The organism is Lysinibacillus sp. Y5S-8, from assembly GCF_036894365.1.
Classification (GTDB): Bacteria; Bacillota; Bacilli; order Bacillales_A; family Planococcaceae; genus Lysinibacillus; species Lysinibacillus fusiformis_D.
Window position 1 is genome coordinate 1,882,207 of the sequence record NZ_CP145889.1, and the last position, 19,197, is coordinate 1,901,403.

At 41.6% G+C, this 19,197-nt stretch carries 19 protein-coding genes; 16 read left to right on the plus strand and 3 right to left on the minus strand.

Going from position 1 to position 19,197, the window contains the following annotated elements; all coding sequences use genetic code 11:
- The first annotated feature begins 201 nt into the window (after positions 1-201).
- The 11 genes from V6670_RS08885 (at position 202) to V6670_RS08935 (ending at position 10,406) form a co-directional block, all read left to right on the plus strand.
- On the plus strand, positions 202-816 hold the full coding sequence (locus V6670_RS08885; protein WP_338653696.1) for a M15 family metallopeptidase: 615 nt from the start codon (positions 202-204) through the stop codon (positions 814-816).
- On the plus strand, positions 813-1,607 hold the full coding sequence (locus V6670_RS08890) for a M55 family metallopeptidase (RefSeq protein WP_338653697.1): 795 nt from the start codon (positions 813-815) through the stop codon (positions 1,605-1,607). Before V6670_RS08885 ends, V6670_RS08890 begins: the two co-directional genes overlap by 4 nt.
- 159 nt (positions 1,608-1,766) lie before the next feature.
- Positions 1,767-1,934: a hypothetical protein gene (locus V6670_RS08895; RefSeq protein WP_338653699.1), complete on the plus strand. Its 168-nt coding sequence runs from the start codon at positions 1,767-1,769 to the stop codon at positions 1,932-1,934.
- 93 nt (positions 1,935-2,027) lie between these two features.
- Positions 2,028-3,851 carry a peptide ABC transporter substrate-binding protein gene (locus V6670_RS08900; protein ID WP_338653700.1) on the plus strand — a complete coding sequence of 608 codons (1,824 nt, stop codon included), beginning with the start codon at positions 2,028-2,030 and terminating at the stop codon, positions 3,849-3,851.
- An 81-nt stretch (positions 3,852-3,932) separates the two neighbouring features.
- Positions 3,933-4,877, plus strand: a complete 945-nt coding sequence (locus tag V6670_RS08905) for an ABC transporter permease (protein ID WP_089932476.1) — start codon at positions 3,933-3,935, stop codon at positions 4,875-4,877.
- Positions 4,877-5,851 carry an ABC transporter permease gene (locus tag V6670_RS08910; protein ID WP_338653702.1) on the plus strand — a complete coding sequence of 325 codons (975 nt, stop codon included), beginning with the start codon at positions 4,877-4,879 and terminating at the stop codon, positions 5,849-5,851. The genes V6670_RS08905 and V6670_RS08910 overlap by 1 nt, the downstream gene beginning before the upstream one ends.
- 13 nt (positions 5,852-5,864) lie before the next feature.
- Positions 5,865-6,917 (plus strand): ABC transporter ATP-binding protein, encoded by a 1,053-nt coding sequence (locus tag V6670_RS08915; RefSeq protein ID WP_338653704.1) that lies wholly within the window; start codon positions 5,865-5,867, stop codon positions 6,915-6,917.
- Complete coding sequence (locus tag V6670_RS08920; protein WP_338653707.1) at positions 6,910-7,857, plus strand: ATP-binding cassette domain-containing protein; 948 nt, start codon at positions 6,910-6,912, stop codon at positions 7,855-7,857. The genes V6670_RS08915 and V6670_RS08920 overlap by 8 nt, the downstream gene beginning before the upstream one ends.
- Positions 7,854-8,786, plus strand: a complete 933-nt coding sequence (locus V6670_RS08925; protein ID WP_338653708.1) for an LD-carboxypeptidase — start codon at positions 7,854-7,856, stop codon at positions 8,784-8,786. The genes V6670_RS08920 and V6670_RS08925 overlap by 4 nt, the downstream gene beginning before the upstream one ends.
- Positions 8,787-8,793: 7 nt before the next feature.
- A complete protein-coding gene (locus V6670_RS08930; protein ID WP_338653710.1) occupies positions 8,794-9,579 on the plus strand; it encodes a serine hydrolase in 786 nt (261 codons plus the stop codon).
- Positions 9,576-10,406: an SH3 domain-containing C40 family peptidase gene (locus tag V6670_RS08935; RefSeq protein ID WP_338653712.1), complete on the plus strand. Its 831-nt coding sequence runs from the start codon at positions 9,576-9,578 to the stop codon at positions 10,404-10,406. Before V6670_RS08930 ends, V6670_RS08935 begins: the two co-directional genes overlap by 4 nt.
- A gap of 50 nt (positions 10,407-10,456) precedes the next feature.
- Here V6670_RS08935 and V6670_RS08940 read toward each other — a convergent pair whose 3' ends face one another.
- The 3 genes from V6670_RS08940 to V6670_RS08950 form a co-directional block, all read right to left on the minus strand.
- Entirely contained in the window at positions 10,457-10,894 is a 438-nt protein-coding gene (locus V6670_RS08940; RefSeq protein ID WP_338653714.1) for a hypothetical protein, read from the minus strand.
- A gap of 114 nt (positions 10,895-11,008) precedes the next feature.
- Positions 11,009-11,767 (minus strand): glucosaminidase domain-containing protein, encoded by a 759-nt coding sequence (locus V6670_RS08945; RefSeq protein WP_338653716.1) that lies wholly within the window; start codon positions 11,765-11,767, stop codon positions 11,009-11,011.
- Between the two features lie 166 nt (positions 11,768-11,933).
- Positions 11,934-13,313, minus strand: a complete 1,380-nt coding sequence (locus V6670_RS08950) for a hypothetical protein (protein ID WP_338653717.1) — start codon at positions 13,311-13,313, stop codon at positions 11,934-11,936.
- 145 nt (positions 13,314-13,458) lie between these two features.
- On the opposite strand from V6670_RS08950, the gene V6670_RS08955 reads away from it, so the two are divergent.
- The 5 genes from V6670_RS08955 to V6670_RS08975 all read left to right on the plus strand — a co-directional run bounded on the left by V6670_RS08955 (position 13,459) and on the right by V6670_RS08975 (position 19,090).
- The gene (locus V6670_RS08955) at positions 13,459-14,517 is read left to right on the plus strand and encodes a MoxR family ATPase (RefSeq protein WP_338653719.1); all 1,059 of its coding nucleotides are present in this window, start codon (positions 13,459-13,461) and stop codon (positions 14,515-14,517) included.
- A gap of 3 nt (positions 14,518-14,520) precedes the next feature.
- Complete coding sequence (locus V6670_RS08960; protein ID WP_338653720.1) at positions 14,521-16,314, plus strand: peptidase; 1,794 nt, start codon at positions 14,521-14,523, stop codon at positions 16,312-16,314.
- 97 nt (positions 16,315-16,411) lie between these two features.
- Positions 16,412-17,368, plus strand: a complete 957-nt coding sequence (locus V6670_RS08965) for an ABC transporter ATP-binding protein (protein ID WP_338653721.1) — start codon at positions 16,412-16,414, stop codon at positions 17,366-17,368.
- Positions 17,361-18,878, plus strand: coding sequence for an ABC transporter permease/substrate-binding protein (locus tag V6670_RS08970; protein WP_338653723.1), 1,518 nt, complete (start codon positions 17,361-17,363; stop codon positions 18,876-18,878). The genes V6670_RS08965 and V6670_RS08970 overlap by 8 nt, the downstream gene beginning before the upstream one ends.
- Positions 18,879-18,955: 77 nt before the next feature.
- Positions 18,956-19,090 (plus strand): hypothetical protein, encoded by a 135-nt coding sequence (locus V6670_RS08975; RefSeq protein ID WP_338653725.1) that lies wholly within the window; start codon positions 18,956-18,958, stop codon positions 19,088-19,090.
- The last annotated feature ends 107 nt before the right edge of the window (positions 19,091-19,197 follow it).

Genomic DNA, 19,197 nt, shown 5'->3' on the forward strand with positions numbered 1-19,197 from the left:
TTATCTAGTCAATGCTAGAGAGTTGTGATAACATTCATTTTAAAAAACTGAATTATCTAAAAATTACGGAGGTGTGCCAATATCATCAACCTATTTCAACCAATAGCGGCAGCTATAAATAGGAATCCACCTCTATCTCCGTTTGTTCGTGAAAACGGTGAGCCGCTTATCCAGGTCACAGCTACACATCCGAGACTATTCATGGAACCTATCTACTATCAGCAACAGATTCCTGATAGTTTGCAAGTTATTTATGTGCGAAAAGGGGTCTATAAGCGTTTGCAGCAGGCGTTAACGTTATTACCACAGGAATATAGTCTCTTACTTTATGATGGGTATCGTCCGTTTCAAGTACAGCAATATTTGTTTACCCATTTTTCAAAGCAATTAGCACAACAAATGCCACAGGCAACACCACAGGAGCTTGTGCAGGCTACGAAAAAATATGTAGCTTTACCAAGTGAAGAATTCGCCCATTTAGCCCCACATTTAACAGGTGGTGCAATTGATGTCACGCTGGCTGATGTCCACGGTAAAGCATTGGATCTTGGTACAGCTTTTGACGAAATGCATGAAAAATCTGCGACACGTTATTTTGAACAGCACTTGAAGGAAAATCCGCTGGCCTGTCAGCATCGGCGTCTGCTGTACAACTGCTTGTCACTTGCTGGATTCACGAATTATGCAGAGGAATGGTGGCATTACGATTATCACAATGTGGCATGGGCAAGACGTGTGCAAGCGCAGGTAGCCCATTATGGAGCAGTACACGCAACAATACAAAATCATAATGTAAAGGAGTTGCGATTTCTATGAAGGTTTATATTAGCGCAGATATTGAAGGGATTACAGGTACAACATCATGGAGTGAGACCGAGTTAAACGCACCGGACTATCTGTTTTTCCAAAGACAAATGACACGAGAAGTAGAAGCAGCCATTGAAGGAGCGATAGCAGGAGGCGCCACAGAAATTTTATTAAAGGATGCCCACGATTCTGCTCGCAATCTCGACATTTCCAATTTACCAATCAATTGTAAAGTCATCCGTGGCTGGACATATGATCCAATGTGTATGGTGGCAGGTCTCGATCAAAGCTTTGACCGTGCCATTTTTATTGGCTACCACAGTAAAGGAGGAAGTGAGCGCAATCCACTTGCCCATACACTTTGCACATATGCCGACGTCAAAATTAATGGTGATTATGCAAGCGAATTTTTAATCAATACGTATGCGGCGGCTTTACATGATGTTCCTGTATCCTTCGTTAGTGGGGATGTGGGGCTAACAGAGGAAATACAGGCCTTGAATGAACACATGATTACATTTGCCACAAAGGAAGGCATCGGAAATGCAACGATTAGTGTCAGTCCACAGCTAACCATTATGGAAACCAAACGTCTGGTAGAGTCTGCAATGAAAGTGCCACGTGCCGATTTGCAGGTAACGTTACCAGAACGCTTTGTGGTGGAGATTATTTATCGAGACCATACACGGGCTTATCGCAATTCTTTCTATCCAAATGCCACATTCAAACCACATAATACCGTAGAGTTTATCACCGATGATTTTTATGAGGTGCTTCGTATTTTACAATTTTTAACATGATGCTACTGAGCTTGCTTTATCAATGAATGATCAATAGTGATAGCTCCGTTCCAAAATAGGAATAGGGGGCTCATCCAGGAAAAGTCTTACTCATGGAAATGTGAAAAGCGCTCATCGAAGCGATGAGCTCGCTCAGAAAGAGGAGAGGCGCTCACCCGAGTGAAGAATTTGCTCATTCCAGCGAAGCCACCACTCAAAGATGTAGTCAAAAAGCAGTGGGACACGCTGTCCAATATGTTTGATTTGATAGAACCTACAAATTTATCTCATTACCGTGACAACGAGCATGGAATCGTTGTGCATTTCACCGATAGTGGGTCGATTTAGAAGGACCTAGCTTATGTTTGAAAGATCCTATTGAAGGTGCATCCGTCCTTGCAATAGGATTTTCATTATAAAAAGATGATTAGGGGGATGCTTGTGAGAAAGTCTTGGTTGCTGTTCATATGTCTGGTCGTATTGTTTTGTGTAGCCTGCAATGATGAATCATCGAGTGAAAAGGCATCGGAATATCGTGTTGTATATTCGGGAGAAATTAAAACGTTAAATTATTTAAAGACGTCTGAAACAAATGAATTTGCGGTGGCCGCAAATATGGTGGATGGACTCATAGAATACGATCAATATGGAGTCGTTCAGCCAGGATTGGCGAAGGAATGGTCTGCTAATGAGGATGCTACTGTTTGGACGTTCAAGCTACGTGATGATGCTAAATGGGTCACACATGAGGGTAAGGACTATGCAGATGTTGTGGCACAAGACTTTGTGGATGGCTTACATTATGTGCTTGATGCTAAAAATGAATCATCGACGGCTTGGATTGCGACGGTCGTAAAAAATGGGGAGGCCTTCTATAACGGCGAGTTGGCTGATTTCAAGGAGGTTGGCATAAAGGCGCTAGATGAACATACAGTAGAATATACTTTAGAAGCCCCGACACCCTATTTCCTTTCTATGTTGAACTATGTTTGTTTCTTCCCGGTGAATGGCAAGTTCATTGCCGAGAAAGGGAAGGATTTTGGCACGACGCGTGAAAATTTCCTTTATAATGGCGCTTATCTTTTAGATAAATTTGAACCGCAAAATGAGCGTGTTCTTGTGAAAAATGAGTCGTATTGGGATAAAGACAAGGTGCTGATTGATCGCATTCGCTATAAATACAATAAAGAAGCGGCAACAGTGGCACCAGAGCTGTTTTTACGTGGAGAAATTGATGCTGCTAGTATTCCAACCTCTATTATTGATGAATGGTTTAAAGACGAGAAGAAAAAATCTCAGGTTCGTCAAACACAAAATAACTTCTATACCTACTTCTATGCACTCAACTTTAATCCACAATTTGACGCCCAATATGAGCCAGATAACTGGAAGGTTGCAGTCAACAATAAAGATTTCCGTAAATCCTTATTCCATACACTGGATCGGGTGTCCGCAATGCTGACGGTTGAGCCTTATAATCCAGCAGATTTGCTGAGCAATACTGTTACACCGAAAAACTTTGTCGATGTGGAAGGGGTGGATTATACCCAATTAGCGCCACTTACGACCATTTCCAATGAAGATTCCTTCAATAAAGAGCTCGCTCTAGAGTACAAAGAAAAAGCGAAAACAGCATTAGCAGGTAAAGCCACGTTCCCTGTAAAAGTATTAATGCCCTATAATGCAGGCAGTCCAGATTGGGCCAATCGTTCTCAAGTAGTGGAACAGCAGATTGAAAAATTACTAGGGACAGATTATGTCGACATTATTGTAGAGGCTGGTCCATCGACAGGCTTCTTATCAGAGGTGCGTCGTCCTGGCAAGTTTGCGCTTTTAGAAGCGAACTGGGGTCCTGACTTTGCAGATCCCTCTACGTATACAGATCCATTCACAGTGGACGGTACTTACAATAAACCAGAATTAGCAGAAGGCTATAAAGAGGCAAATGGCAAAACGACGTACCAAAACCTTGTGGATCAAGCGAAAGAAACGATTGATGCCGCAAAACGTTATGAGCTATTTGCGAAGGCAGAGGCCTTTTTAATTGATGAAGCCTTTGTGATCCCTTATTCAGTAGGGGGGAGTGGCTATGTGGCGTCTAAATTAAATCCATTTGAGGCGCAATATTCGCCATTTGGTGTAACGGCAGAGAAATTTAAAGGACAGCAAGTGCTGGAGAAGCCAATGAGTAATGAAGAATTTAAAAAGGCGCTCGCGCAGTGGGAGCAAGAACGTGCGGAAGCGTTAGCGAATGCTGAAAAGTAGTATGACTTCGTAGAGGAAAAGGAGATACCGAAAGAATAGTCGGCATCTCCTTTAGTCTTTTGGATAAAGGAGGATGGCGCCATGTTGCAGTATATAGGAAAACGTCTCTTACAATCCGTGTTCACCCTTTTTATTATCATCACGATCGTCTTTTCATTATTACGATTAATGCCGGAGGAAGGATATTTAGGAGCGGCAGCCGATAAAATGTCACCGGCTCAGCAAGAAGTTTATTTAACAAATCTTGGCTTGCGTGATCCATTGCTTGTTCAGCTAGGAAATTTTTATAAAAATTTGTTGCAAGGGGATTTAGGCAAATCGGTCACTTATCGTACGGATGTACCGGTTGTGACGATTATTGCGGATAAAATTATGTATTCTCTGCTCTTTGGTTTGGGGGCAGTAGCTTTATCGCTACTCATTGGTGTGCCGTTAGGGATTTTGATGGCCTATCGTAAGGGGCGTTGGCTAGATCGGCTAGGGACAGGCTATATCGTCTTTGTCGTTGCTGTCCCTGCAGCAGTCTACTACTTAGTCATTCAAATGTATATTACGGAACTCTTTCAATTACCGATGCTGTTTGATGCGTACAGGCCGATTACTTGGATTTTGCCACTTACCTCCATGGCGTTGGCGCCGACTGCCTCCTATGCGATGTGGATGCGACGTTATATGGTAGATGAACTGAACAAGGACTATATTAAGCTAGCAAGGGCGAAGGGTGTGAAGGAGCGGACATTGATGTTCCAGCATGTACTGCGAAATGCCTTTATTCCAATGGCACAATACTTACCTGCCACCATTCTATTTACGATTACAGGCTCTATTTATATCGAATCGCTCTATTCCATTCCAGGGATGGGGGGCTTGCTCGTGGATGCCATTCAGCGTCAGGATAATACGATTGTGCAAGGTTTAGTGCTAGTGTTCTCTTCTCTTGGCATCATCGGACTTATTTTAGGAGACATTGCCATGGCACTTGTCGATCCACGCATTAAATTAGGCAAGGGAGGGGGTGTGCGCTAATGGGTATGTATACAGATGAAATCAATAATATTTCGAATAAGTCCCGTCAAACATTGTTTGAATTTGCTGAAGTTGACGCAAGACAAGCAGAGGAAACTGGCTATTCCAATTACTCTTATTGGCGGTCTACATGGCAATCCTTTTTAAAAAATAGACTAGCCGTTTTTTTATTAGTGGGAGTGTTTATTATTGTCAGCTTCACCATTCTCCAGCCTTATTTACCAGCGCAAAAATCACCAACTGAAATTTACTTGGATGAACAAACAGGGATGCAAGCACGCAATATTACCCCCAATGCAGAGTTTTGGTTTGGCACGAATTCCATTGGTCAGGATTTATGGTCTCGTATTTGGGCGGGCACAAGAACATCTCTCTTTATTGGCTGTGTCGTAGCCTTGGTAGAGGCAGTAGTCGGTATTACAATCGGTACACTGTGGGGCTTTTCACGAAAATTAGAAGCACCGATAACGCAGCTTTATAATGTTGTCGATAATATCCCCACAACCATTGTGCTCATTTTAATGTCTTATATTTTACGCCCAAGTATTTCGACGATCATTATAGCTATGTGTATAACGGGATGGGTGGAAATGGCGAGATTTATTCGCAATCAAATTGTTATTTTACGTGATCGTGAATACAACCTAGCCTCAAAATGTTTAGGCACTCCTGATTATCGTATTATCCTAAAAAATTTATTACCTTATTTAATTTCAGTGATTATGTTGCGTATGAGCCTCGCTATTCCCTTTGCGATAGGAGCTGAAGTATTTCTAACATATATTGGTTTAGGGCTACCAATCAGCGAGCCGTCCTTAGGAAATTTAATTAATGAAGGACGCGTACTCATGATGTCACCAGATTTACGTTATCAGCTGGTTTTCCCAAGTATTGTGTTAAGTGTCATCACGATAGCATTCTATATTATTGGTAATTCTTTCGCAGATGCAGCAGATCCGAAAAACCATGTGTAAGGAGAGGAAATAAGTGACATTGAAAAAATCGCGCATATTAGTCATACAAAATTTAGTCATTCAGTTTACGCTACGGGGTCGTGTCTTAACAGCTATCCGCGATATTTCACTCGACCTTTACAAGGGAGAAAGCTTAGCCATTGTTGGTGAATCAGGTTCGGGCAAATCGGTGCTGATGAAATCCATTATGGGCTTGCTAGATAAAAATGGCAGCATTCAGCAAGGACGAATCATTTACAATGCACAGGATGTAACTCAGTTTACAACAGAGCAAGAATGGTTGCGTATTCGAGGTAAGGAAATTGCGATGGTAACGCAGGACCCAATGACATCGTTGAATCCGCTCAAAACCATTGGGAAGCAAATTGAGGAATGTGTCGTCATGCATCAAGGCTTAAGAGGCAAGGAAGCCTATGAAGAAACATTAAAGTTGCTAACAGATGTAGGTATTACAGATGTGAAAAAACGCTATAAGCAATACCCACATGAATTTTCGGGAGGCATGCGCCAACGTATTGTCATCGCTATTGCGATTGCCTGTAAACCGAATATTTTAATTTGTGATGAACCAACAACCGCTTTAGATGTGACCATTCAAGCTCAGATATTACAACTATTAAAGAATCTTCAGCAGAAATATGGCTTATCGATTGTCTATATTACGCATGATTTGGGTGTTGTCGCAAAGGTGGCTGATCGTATTGCCGTGATGTATGCGGGTGATGTCATTGAGGTCGGGGAAACGCATGAAATTTTCTTTAATAGTAAGCATCCTTATACGTGGGCACTTATTTCCTCCTTACCTCAGCTTGGTTCAAAGGGGGAACAATTATATTCAATTAAGGGCACGCCACCGAATCTTTTTCAGGAAATAAAGGGTGATGCCTTTGCACCACGCAATCCATATGCATTAAAAATTGACTTTGTGGAGCGTCCACCTTTTTTTCAGGTCAGTGACACCCACTATGCGCGCACATGGTTATTAGATCCACTTGCACCAAAAATAGAGCCGCCAGCCGCTTTACAAGCATTTTTTGTAGAGGGGAGGCAGTATGCTAATGACTGATAAAGAAGTGCTAGTAGAAGTGCAAAATGTATCTGTCGTATTTGGTAAAGGGAAACATAAATTTACAGCGATTGATGATGTCAGCTTTCATATTTTTAAAGGTGAAACATTTGGCATTGTAGGTGAATCAGGATCTGGGAAAACAACGATTGGTCGGGCTATTATGCGCATTAATGAGGTGACAGAAGGACAAATTTTGTATCATGGCAAAAGTATACAGGGCAAAATTTCGAAAGAGTGGGATAGAGAAATTACGCAGAAAATCCAAATGATTTTTCAGGACCCGATGGCCTCCCTCAATGAGCGAGCAAAAGTGGATTATATTATTTCGGAAGGATTATACTCTTCAAAGAAATATAAGGATGAGGCAGACCGTCAGCAAAAGGTTCGCAATGCTTTATTAAATGTAGGCTTGCTGCCAGAGTTCTCTAGCCGCTTTCCTCATGAGTTTTCAGGAGGACAACGGCAGCGTATTGGCATTGCTCGTGCTTTAGTGATGGACCCCGAGTTTATTATTGCAGATGAGCCTATCTCTGCCCTAGATGTGTCCATTCGAGCACAAGTATTGAATTTATTAGCTAGTCTGCAACAGCGTAATCATTTAACGTATTTATTTATTGCCCATGATTTATCAATTGTCCGTTTTATTACCGATCGGACAGCGGTCATTTATAAAGGGAAAATGGTTGAGCTGGCAGACACAGAAAAGCTATTTGCCCAGCCGCTGCATCCTTATACAAAAGCACTGTTATCTGCAGTACCAGAGCCGAATCCCTATAAGGAACGAGGGAAAATCGTCGAAGTGTATGATCCGTCACAGCATTGTTATGAGGAAAACCCTCCTTCATTTGTTGAAGTAGAGGAAGGTCATTTTATTTTGGCCAATGAAGAGGAACTAACACATTATCGTACTTCACTGAAAATGGAGGGAAAAACATGATTCGTCCAAAGGCATTGAAAAAAGGTGACACTATTGGTCTTATTAGTGCTTCTGGGGCAACACCACCAGAAAAGCTGCAACCTGCTATTGCGAGTATTGAGAAGCTAGGGCTCAAGGTGGTCGTTGGGGAGACCTGTCACGCAAGGCATGGTTATTTAGCAGGTGCTGATGATGTGCGGGCGGCAGATGTCCATCGTATGTTTGGTGATCCGACTATTGACGGCATTTTTTGTATACGTGGAGGCTATGGGGCGACGAAAATTTTAGCACAATTAGATTTTGAGCTGATTCGAGCAAACCCTAAAGTATTTGCAGGCTATAGTGATGTGACTGCCTTACATATAGCCTTTCAACAGCTATGTGGCTTTGTTACGTATCATACCCCGATGCCATCCACGGAATTTATTAGACAGGAAATGGACGACTACACATGGCAATCCTTCAGGCAGCAGATTATGGACAATGACAAAACGTCGTTCTACTTAGAAAATCCCTCTAACCAGCCCATGTCAACACTTGTCAGCGGGAATGCTACAGGTCAGCTAATTGGTGGTAATTTAACATTGATTACAGCGTCACTTGGCACACCCTATGAAATTGATACAAGAGGTAAAATTCTGTTTTTAGAAGATGTCGATGAAACGCAACAACAGGTCGATCGTATGCTGACACAATTAAAACTGGCAGGGAAGTTGGATGACGCGGCAGGTATTTTGTTAGGAGCATGGACTAATTGTGGGCCTGAAAATCTTCAAAGGCCAGAGCATAGCTTATCACTATACATGATTTTCCAAGAAATACTAGTGCCTCTAGGTAAGCCAATTATAGCCGAAATGGCATGTGGTCATTGCTTACCAACGATGTCGCTGCCTTTAGGAAGAACGATCTCAATAGATGCGGACAACCAGCGAATCCGTGTGATTGAGTAGGTATTATATGGAGCAGATTATTGAAAAAATGATTCAGGAATCCCCTTACAACGTACATCTATTTGTTCACAATCTCACAACCAATCAATTGCTTACGAGTCATCAGCTAGAGACTGCATTTTCTAGTGCCAGTGTCATAAAAGTTCCAATTCTAATAGCCTTGCTCTCATATATAGAGCATAACAAATTATCGCTTGATACTACGCTGCCGATTTCACCAGACGATTGGGTGGATTTTAGCGTGATAAGTGAGCAACGGCTTACCCAAAGCACTTTATATGACCTTCTTGTGTGGATGATTATTACGAGTGATAATACAGCTACGAATATCTTAATTGATGAAGTAGGGATGGATTTTTTGAATGACCATTTTCGGCATATTGGGTTACAGGACACGGTGTTACAGCGAAAAATGATGGATGTAGAACGGCTAGCTCAGGGCATAGACAATCGCACGTCAGCACGGGATATGGCCCATCTTTTTACGCGTATCTATCAGCAAGAGCTACTAACAGCCCCTTACAGTCAACTAGTCATTGATATCTTAAGCCGTCAGCGTGTGCACGACTCCTTAAAGCGTTATCTTGTGGAGGATGTGAAACTGGCACATAAAACAGGCGGGCTTGATACGGTCGATCATGATGTCGGGATCGTTTATAGTAGCACAATCGATTATAGTATCGGTGTTTTTATGACAAACGTGATGGATAATGAGCAGGCTCGCCAACTAATCGGTCGTCTATCAAAGGTTGTTTATGCGCAGTTGGTGGAGGGAAAGGAGGGACACAGTTGAAGGCTATCGTGACAGCAATGGTTGCCAATTTACAGGCTAAGCCAGACGCAGCTTCTGAATTAGTCGATGAGGTATTTTATGGGATGACAGTAAATATTGTCAAAGAGGTGAATGAAGCTTGGGTATATGTCCAAACAGCCTATCGCTATGAAGGCTATTGTCAGAAGACAGATTTACTGTTAGATGCAGCAATCGCCTCTACGTGGCAACGGGAAGCACAGCATGTCATTCGTCAAAGCTTTGCAGATGTTTTGCAGCAACCGCGTATCCAAAGCACCAAACGACTCACGCTTGTAAAGGGCTCGTCCGTCAAAGTCATGTCTTTAAAGGATGTACCAGAAGAATGGTCGGCCATTCAACTCGTATCGGGACAAACAGGGTATGTTCGGACAAAATGGCTGCAGCCGAAAATTTCAGTTCAGGCATTATCGGAGGCGCAGTTTCGAGAAAACGTTGTGGAAACGGCACTTAGCTATTTAACAGCACCCTATCGATGGGGTGGTAAATCGCCTTTAGGGATTGATTGTTCAGGTTTATGTTCAATGGCCTATATGTTAAACGGCGTTTATATTTTTCGGGATGCCAAAATAATAGAGGGCTTTCCGATTGTCAAAATAGACCAAGACCAAATGCAAAAGGGTGATTTAATCTATTTCCCTGGTCATATTGCTTTATATATGGGCGATCAGCTTTATATCCACTCATCACTAGGAGGCAATGAAGTGACCATTAATAGTCTAGATGAAAAACATCCACTCTTTCGACAGGATTTAGCTACGACGATAGTAGCAGTAGGTACTTTTTTTCAGGAGAAGCCAAATATTTAGGCTTCTCTTTGAATTTTTATAAGAGAAAAATCGATGGCATGTCTGTCCAATCAACAGTGAGATTTAATTCGATCCAGTTTTTTTAAGGACATCCCAATTTTGGTGATAACTAATGTACTAACATTCACAAGCAGTAACGCTACTAGCTGCCACACACCGATAAAAAAAGTAATCATACATAAATCAAAGGCTGCTTCACCTGGAGGCATGTCTGGATAGGGCTCTAATTGCCAATAATGCAACACAAAATAACAGGCTAAAGCTGTTCCTTGACCGACATAGATAAAGATCCAATGGATAGAGGATGCTATTTTGAGTCGACAACACCAAAGCGCTAAATTTAGCAAAAGGATAAGTAGCGGAAACAGCAACAGTTGAAACATACTTTCAGCTATGGTCGTGATGAAAAATAGGTTATAGCTTAGCTGCATGACTGGCAAAAGGATTAAGTTGATGGTGATAACACTGAGCAGTTGTATGCGCGTCATGATATGTCTACCCTTTCCGTATTTTTACATAAAGACGTTTTGAAAAAAGAAAGGGTTTCGTCCACTATAAGAAACCCTCCATACGCTTGTTGGCTGAGTACGGAGGGTTTTGGATTAATAATGATAAATATTAAGTTGTTGGCCCGCTTCAAGGCGATCTGATCGCAGCTGATTCCATTGTTTAATCGATGTCACCTTTACATTATAGACCTCTGCAATCTTCAAAAGTGAATCCCCATCAGCCACCGTAATCGTTTTCTTATCTTTCACAGGGGTGTCATATTGTTGTAGATCATATTTTGCGATTAGTGCATTTAATTTTTCACTATATGATGAATCAGTAGCATAGGAGCCTGTTAAAAACGCCGTCGCATCTGTATAGACCTTTGTGTTGCTTTTGAAAACGCCCGCGTAAAAATCCTTGTTCCATGAAACTCCATTACGCATTAACTTTACATAATCTTGCATGGATGCCTCATAGGAAGGGTATTTGCGGAAGGCAGCCATGATTGTGGAAAGATTACCTGAACCATCATCCTCTGATGTTTCGAGTGTTACGGAATCATTTTGGTAGCTACCTTTCATGCCAAATAAATTATAATTGGGTGCAGAACCTAGTCCACTTTGACCATGCTCACTTTCTAGAATCGCTTGGGCAATCATGACGGATGCGTATAGGTCATTATCAGCACCAAGGTCCCGAGCAGTTTCGGCGATTTCACCAATAAACTCCTCCACACTTGGGCCATTATCAATGACGACAGGCTCTTCTCTGTCAGTCGTATTCAATAACTGTGTTACCATATAAAACGAAATACAAATAACAACAATGGTAATCATAAGTCCTTTAAAAAAGTTTAGCACGTATTTCATTGTAGCTGGATGTTGGTCGTGACCACATCTCCCTCCCTTCTATTAAAAGTTTAGCTATCTCTCATTATTACAGAGAGTTTAAAAGAAATAAAGAGCAGTCTAAATAAATAGATTTCATCATTAATAGAACGCTACCAGTGCTAATTAGTTCCTCGTTATTGCTCACTTATACTTTAAAATTTTGGGACATAAATTGTTTGAATCTCTCAAAATATTGCTCGGAGGCTTCCCATTGTCTAGTGTTCAAATAAGATAGCTCTTGAAGACCATAATAATGAGGAGGCTGATAATAACGGGAAACATAGGATTGATTTTCAAGTGTATAAAAATAATACGCTTCGTCAGGCGTCTGAATTTCAATGCGAGCATGTATCCTATCACCATCCTCATCCAGATAGGCTTGACGGAAACTATAGCATTTGGAACCATCCCAGAAACCCTCATGGTCTTCTTCTAATGCTTGGATTGCTGACTGCTGGAAAATTTGTCGTACATATTGTATCTCGATAGTATGCAAGTAAAGCTCTGCTACATTGATGCACGTTAAAAGCATGAGCCAGTGATCGTGAATAGCCACTAAATGCGCCTGCGATGATTCTGTAATATCCCACCATTCAGCTTCTTCCTCTAGTGTTTTTCTCAAGAGGGAGACGGATTGATCCTCATTAAGCCAAATAAAATAGTGATACTGAGAAGTCTTCATATAAACACTATCATTGCGTTTGTCTCCATCAGCATTGGTATGTGCGCGCTGGATCATGAAATAAACATCCTGTTCCGTCAAATCAAAAGAAGGCTTGTCTGGTGTCATCAAAATACATGTAGTCAGTTTCAGTATGTTTTCCGCATTAATCGAATGGTGCGTGAAATAAACAGAAGATGCTATCGTCCTTTGAGGAACGCTTGTAAAATGAGTGAGTGCGGAACGTCCTTCTTTAAAAATTTGCACCAGTGAAGCGAATGAAAAGCCGACCTCATCTTCATCTTCATCCTCGTCTAAAAATACTTCATCGATTAATATGTCCTGAATACGAATGGGGAGTTCTTGAAAAATACCGTCTCCGTGCCAAATATTTACGATACACTGAAGCGACCTCTGGCCATTTACATTGATGCGATACTCGTCATCCTGAACTAATGTTGCTGCTTGAAGATTGCCGTTAACAATAGCTTCTCCATGATTGTATGAGCCACATAAAATATTCTCGACCGTCAGATTTCCATGTACATAGATTTCCTGACCACCGACCGCTATATTTTTAGCCATTAAATTGCCCATCACCATCAGCCCAATTGCGCCATCTGTTTCTAAATTGTATAGGTTGTCAACGGTTAAATGGCCATTGATGAAAATAAGAATGGTCTTATCTTGCTGTGGAAAAGGCATACCCCAATCCAAATCAAGAGAGGGAAGTGTTAAATCGCCCTCATAGTACGCTACTAGATCATCCTCACTAAAATCCTTGTAAAACTTTGCCCACCAAGAGCCTGCTGGAAATCTTTCAGCTAGATGGGAAATCGCCATGAATTGATAGACATTGTGCATACGTCACGACCTCTCTATTGCTTTTTTTTTATCTTCTCACAGCGAGTGATTGGCAGTCAATTTCATAGATTGGTAGAGACAAGCACAATTTAATAGAAAATGGTATTATGAACCTTTAAAATGATTAGTTGAAAGGAAGTTTTGATTGAATACGATTTTTAGTGTTACACAAAAACAACTATACGATTTTCTACTGAATGTAGCGACGATACGACCTGTCTTTATTTGGGGAGCACCTGGCATAGGGAAATCAGCGATTGTTGAAAATTTTGCTAGCGAATTAGGCTTGCCCTGTGTTTCGTTATTGGGCAGTCAGCTAGCACCCGAGGATATCATTGGCGTTCCGCAAATTAAGGATGGCTACAGTGTTTTTTGTCCACCTAAAATGATTGCGCGCAATGAGCCTTATTGCCTTTTTTTAGATGAATTAAATGCTTGCTCACAGGAAGTACAAAAAGCTTTTTATAGTCTCATTCATGAACGCAGAATTGGAGAGTTTACGTTGCCAGAGGGCACGATTGTCATTGGCGCAGGCAATCGTGCTCAGGATAATGCGATTGTTAAACCGATGTCCTCAGCATTAATCAATCGTATGGTCCATGTTCAGCTAAGGGCATCGCACAAAGATTGGCTTGAATGGGCCTATGCGCATGAAATACATCCCTATGTGATTGAGTATATTCAAATGCGTCCCGACCATTTATGGAGCGAACCGCCGAAAACAGAGGAACCATTCTCTACACCACGTTCATGGCATATGCTAAGTGATTGCTTGTATGCATACGGCAATAGCTTGCCAGAACAAACAATCGATCTATTAGCAAGCAGCTGCCTATCTGCACATATTGCCAGTCAATTTAAAGCCTTTATCAAACAAGTGCAAAGTAAATATGATCTAGCCAAAATTATCAATGGTGAATTGCGTTGGCCAGATCGACCGGAAGAAAGAGATTTGCTTTATTTCATGGCGCAATCCTTCCGTGCGCAGTTACTGAAGGAGCTTCCAAACGAGCATACGACATTGAAAGGGAATCAACGACAATTAGCCTTTCGTGCCAAAGATTTGATCAAGGAATTAGCGTCCATTAGCTTAGAAATTGCACAGATGGTTGTGTCAGAGCAAAAGGGTGAAGCTTTACCCGCTTGGTTTATGCTGGAGGTTATTCGGGATTTACCACGTTTAGTAGCCAAAAAGGACGGTTAACATATGGCCAAAAAAAAGAAAGCATCACAGCAGGAGCAGAAAAATGAGAAAGCGATCGCGCGTGGGCATGAGATTGTCTGTACACATCCCTTGTTCGAGGCGTTATGTCATGCTGTGTACATGCAATATGAAAGGATGCCACAAAAGGATTGGGCTTACGTCACAAGCGCGGGTGTCATCTGTGTTAATCAAGATAAAAAAGGACAGCCCAACGAATGGGCCTATGTCATAGCGCATTGTTTGCTACACCTTGGCTTACATCATCATCAACCAAAAGAGCAGCAGGAACTGTGGAATATCGCCTGTGACTGCTATATTACAACGTTTTTAGCAGAGCTAAAATTTGGTCAAGCACCTAAAGAAATGAGTAATCCGCTTTTTGAAGCCTTTAGCTCGGAGGAAAAATTGTATGACAGATTTTTACGCGAAGGTGTGCCAGACGATTTGAAAGGCTATAGTACAATGCCAGGACAAGTGGACTTTATTATTTCACAAAATAAAACAAATGTTCTTAGAGGCGCTAGCAATTACGCTGCGTTATTTGCAGAAGGTTTATCGAAAGCAGTGCAAAGCGCCATTCGTGTAGCAGGTGGGGTAGAAAATACATTTGGAGGAACAACGAGGGTAACACAAGCACAACGCGCAAAGGCTTGGTTTATGAGCTCATATCCCTTATTTGGTGCTTTAGCTGCGGATTTTACCATAATTGAAGACCCACTTGTTTGTACAAGAATGGATATCTCTGTTGCCGCCATCGCAGTGGAAACGAAAGAGATTTATTTGAATACGGCTGTAGGCATGACCGATGAGGAAATGCGCTTTTTAATGGCACACGAACTGCTGCATGCGGGATTAAGCCATGCTACGCGCAGACAAGGACGTGATCCCTATCTATGGAATGTTGCTTGTGATTATGTCATCAATGGCTGGCTCATCGATATGAAAATTGGCGAGATGCCAGCATTTGGCGGGCTATATGATCCAGCCTTAAAAGGGCTCTCGGCAGAATCTATTTATGATCGCATTGTTACGGATATCAGGATGTATCGCAAATTAAGAACCTTTCGAGGGCAAGGCACAGTAGATATGATTGAAATGAATCCACCAGACTTTTGGGAAGGTAAGGCAGGCATGGATTTGGATGCTTTTTATAGAAGAGCATTGAGTCAAGGATTAGGCTATCACATGGCACAGGAGAGAGGATACTTACCACAAGGACTCATTGAGGAAATTCGTAGTCTAGCACAGCCACCTATTGCTTGGGATGTGGCATTAGCCAAATGGTTTGATCGCATGTTTCAGCCAATAGAAAAGGTCAGAACATATGCCCGTCCAAGTAGAAGGCAAGCATCGACACCTGATATAGCTAGACCAAGATGGGTTCATCAAAGCGGAGAGGAAGATGGACGTACTTTCGCAGTCCTTATTGATACCTCAGGCTCTATGGATCGTCTCTTACTAGGAAAAGCACTTGGCACAATCGCGAGCTATAGTATTGCCAGAGATGTTCCCCTTGTACGAGTGATATTTTGTGATGCCGTTGCCTATGATGCAGGCTATCTAGCACCTGAAGAGCTATTGTCTAAAGTGAAAGTAAGAGGCAGAGGAGGCACCGTGCTACAGCCTGGTGTCCGTTTACTAGAAGAAGCGCAGGATTTTCCAAAGGATGGTCCTATCCTTATTATTACGGATGGTCAATGTGATCGTTTAACCATAAAAAGAGAGCATGCCTTCGTATTGCCACAAGGGGCCAAGCTACCGTTTGTGCCAAAAGGCGAAGTATTTAGAATGAAATAGCCAAACCTACCTGCAAATGTTTGAAAGAACTGTTGTTGGTGAAATATAGAAGTGAACTTATTCTCATTTCATTCGCAAATTTAAAAGGAGATGACAGATGATTACATTTGACAATGTCTCAAAAAAATATGATAACGACCATACAGCTGTCAAAGCTCTAAATGTAGAAATTAAAAAGGGTGAATTTTTTGTCATTATCGGCCCTAGTGGATGTGGCAAAACTACTTTATTGAAGATGATTAATCGATTAATTCCATTAACAGAAGGAACGATTTGGATCAATGGTAAAAGAATCAGTGACTATAATATCCATGAGTTACGTTGGAGTATCGGTTATGTATTACAGCAGATCGCCCTGTTTCCACATATGACGATTGAAGAAAATATTGCGATTGTGCCAGAATTGAAACATTGGCATCAAACAAAAATTCAAAAGCGTGTGGAGGAACTGCTGGAGATGGTTGGGCTTGAACCAGAAAAATATCGTCAGCGTAAGCCACAGGAGTTATCAGGTGGCGAACAACAAAGAGTGGGCGTTATTCGTGCCTTAGCGGCTGACCCATCGATTATCTTAATGGACGAGCCGTTCAGTGCCTTAGACCCCATCAGTCGTACAAAACTCCAGGATGATTTACTGGAGATGCAACGTACGATAAGGAAAACCATTGTATTTGTCTCACATGATATGCAGGAGGCACTGAAGTTAGGGGATCGCCTCTGTATTATGAAAGATGGCGAAATTGTCCAAATAGGTACGCCACAAGAGTTGATACAAAACCCTGTCAATGACTTTGTACAACAGTTTATTGGTAGCAAGCATCAGGCAGAGCATGCGTTTACTATCCATGCCATCATGCAACCAATCATGACAACAAGTGAGTTCCAGGATACGATACTTGTGGATGCTTCGCTTGCGACAATTTTTGACAAGCTAGCCCAGCATGACTTATTAGGTGTCGAGGAGGATGGCAAGCTCATCGGTATGGTGACAAGAGCCTCTATGCTGCACTATTTAGCAAAGGATTCAAAGGAAAGAGGTCTTGCGCATGACTAATGTGATGGAGATGTTTCAAGAACGGAAGGCACAACTGCTAGCGGCATTGCTAGAACATATCCAACTATCCTTCATCGCTTTATTTTTTGCTGTTCTCATTGCCATTCCTCTAGGTATCTATTTAACCAATAAAAAGAAAATAGCTGAAAGTATCATCGGCATCAGTGCCGTTTTGCAAACGATTCCTTCATTAGCTTTACTCGGCTTATTAATACCTCTATTTGGTATTGGGAAAGTTCCCGCCATTATTGCGTTAGTCGTCTATGCGCTATTGCCTATTTTGCGAAACACCTATACGGGCATTAATGAAGTCGATCCATCATTAAAGGAAGCGGCATTAGCCATGGGAATGAATAGACCGAAGCGTTTATTGAAAGTAGAATTACCACTGGCCATGCCTGTCATGATGGCAGGTATTCGAACAGCGATGGTGTTAATTGTGGGGACCGCCACATTAGCTGCTTTAATTGGTGCTGGGGGATTAGGAGACATCATTTTACTTGGAATTGACCGTAATAATACAGCCCTCATTTTAATAGGAGCTATACCGGCAGCCATGTTAGCATTGATTTTTGATGTGTTGCTCAAAAAACTAGAATCCCTGTCCTTTAAAAAAACATTGACCACATTGAGTCTCGTTAGTTTGACGGCATTCATCATTATTTTCTTCCCGCTATTTAGTAATAAACCACAAGATGAAATCGTGATAGCAGGAAAGCTAGGCTCTGAACCTGAGATACTCATCAATATGTATAAATTATTGATTGAACAGGAAACGGACTTAACTGTGCAGCTAAAGCCAGGGCTTGGTAAAACCTCGTTTGTATTCAATGCGTTAAAATCGGGGAGTATTGATATTTACCCTGAATTTACGGGGACAGTTATTACGGAATTTTTAAAAGAGGAAGCGATCAATCATAACCAAGCGGATGTCTACCATCAGGCAAAAGATGGCGTGCTGGCGCAATTTGATATGGTCATGCTAAGCCCCATGAACTATAACAATACGTATGCATTGGCCGTATCACAGGATTTGGCGGAGACGTATCAATTGCAAAAAATCTCTGATCTGCAAGCGATAGAGCAGAAGGTGAAAGCAGGCTTTACATTAGAATTTAATGACCGTGAAGATGGCTATGTTGGCATTCAAAAACGTTATGGGATTGTGTTTCCAACACTTGCAACGATGGAGCCAAAGCTTCGCTATCAGGCGATACAATCGGGCGATATCAATTTACTAGATGCCTATTCAACGGATAGTGAAATTCGTCAATACAAGCTACATGTATTGGAGGACGATCAAGCATTGTTTCCACCTTATCAAGGAGCACCATTGCTAAGAAAAGAAACGCTAACAAACTATCCAGAGATTGAAAAGGCATTAAATCAACTAGCAAACCATATTACAGACGATGAAATGCGAGAAATGAATTATCAAGTAAATGTGGAAGGAAAGCTCGCAGCAGACGTAGCTAAAGCATTTTTAGTAGAGACAGGATTATTAAAATAAAAGCCAGGCCCTCTAGCATTAGAGGGTTTTATTTTTATCGATAATTATTGATAGGGATAAAAAAGGAAGGAAAGGGGATGCTGATTTTTGGCTTGACGATGCTTGTGATTCTTTTGGTAGGAGCAATGAAGGTATCGGAACAATTAGTAGCCAAGGGGAGTATGGCGGCTTCTATTCATTTTGAAGGGTTGGAAATGCTGTTGTCCGATTAGGTAGGCAAGGATATGCATTATGCAAAAAAGATGTCATGACCTTTTTATTTACTGCTACAATATACATAGCTATTGTCTTATTGATTGTTGTCTAATTTACAAAAGGT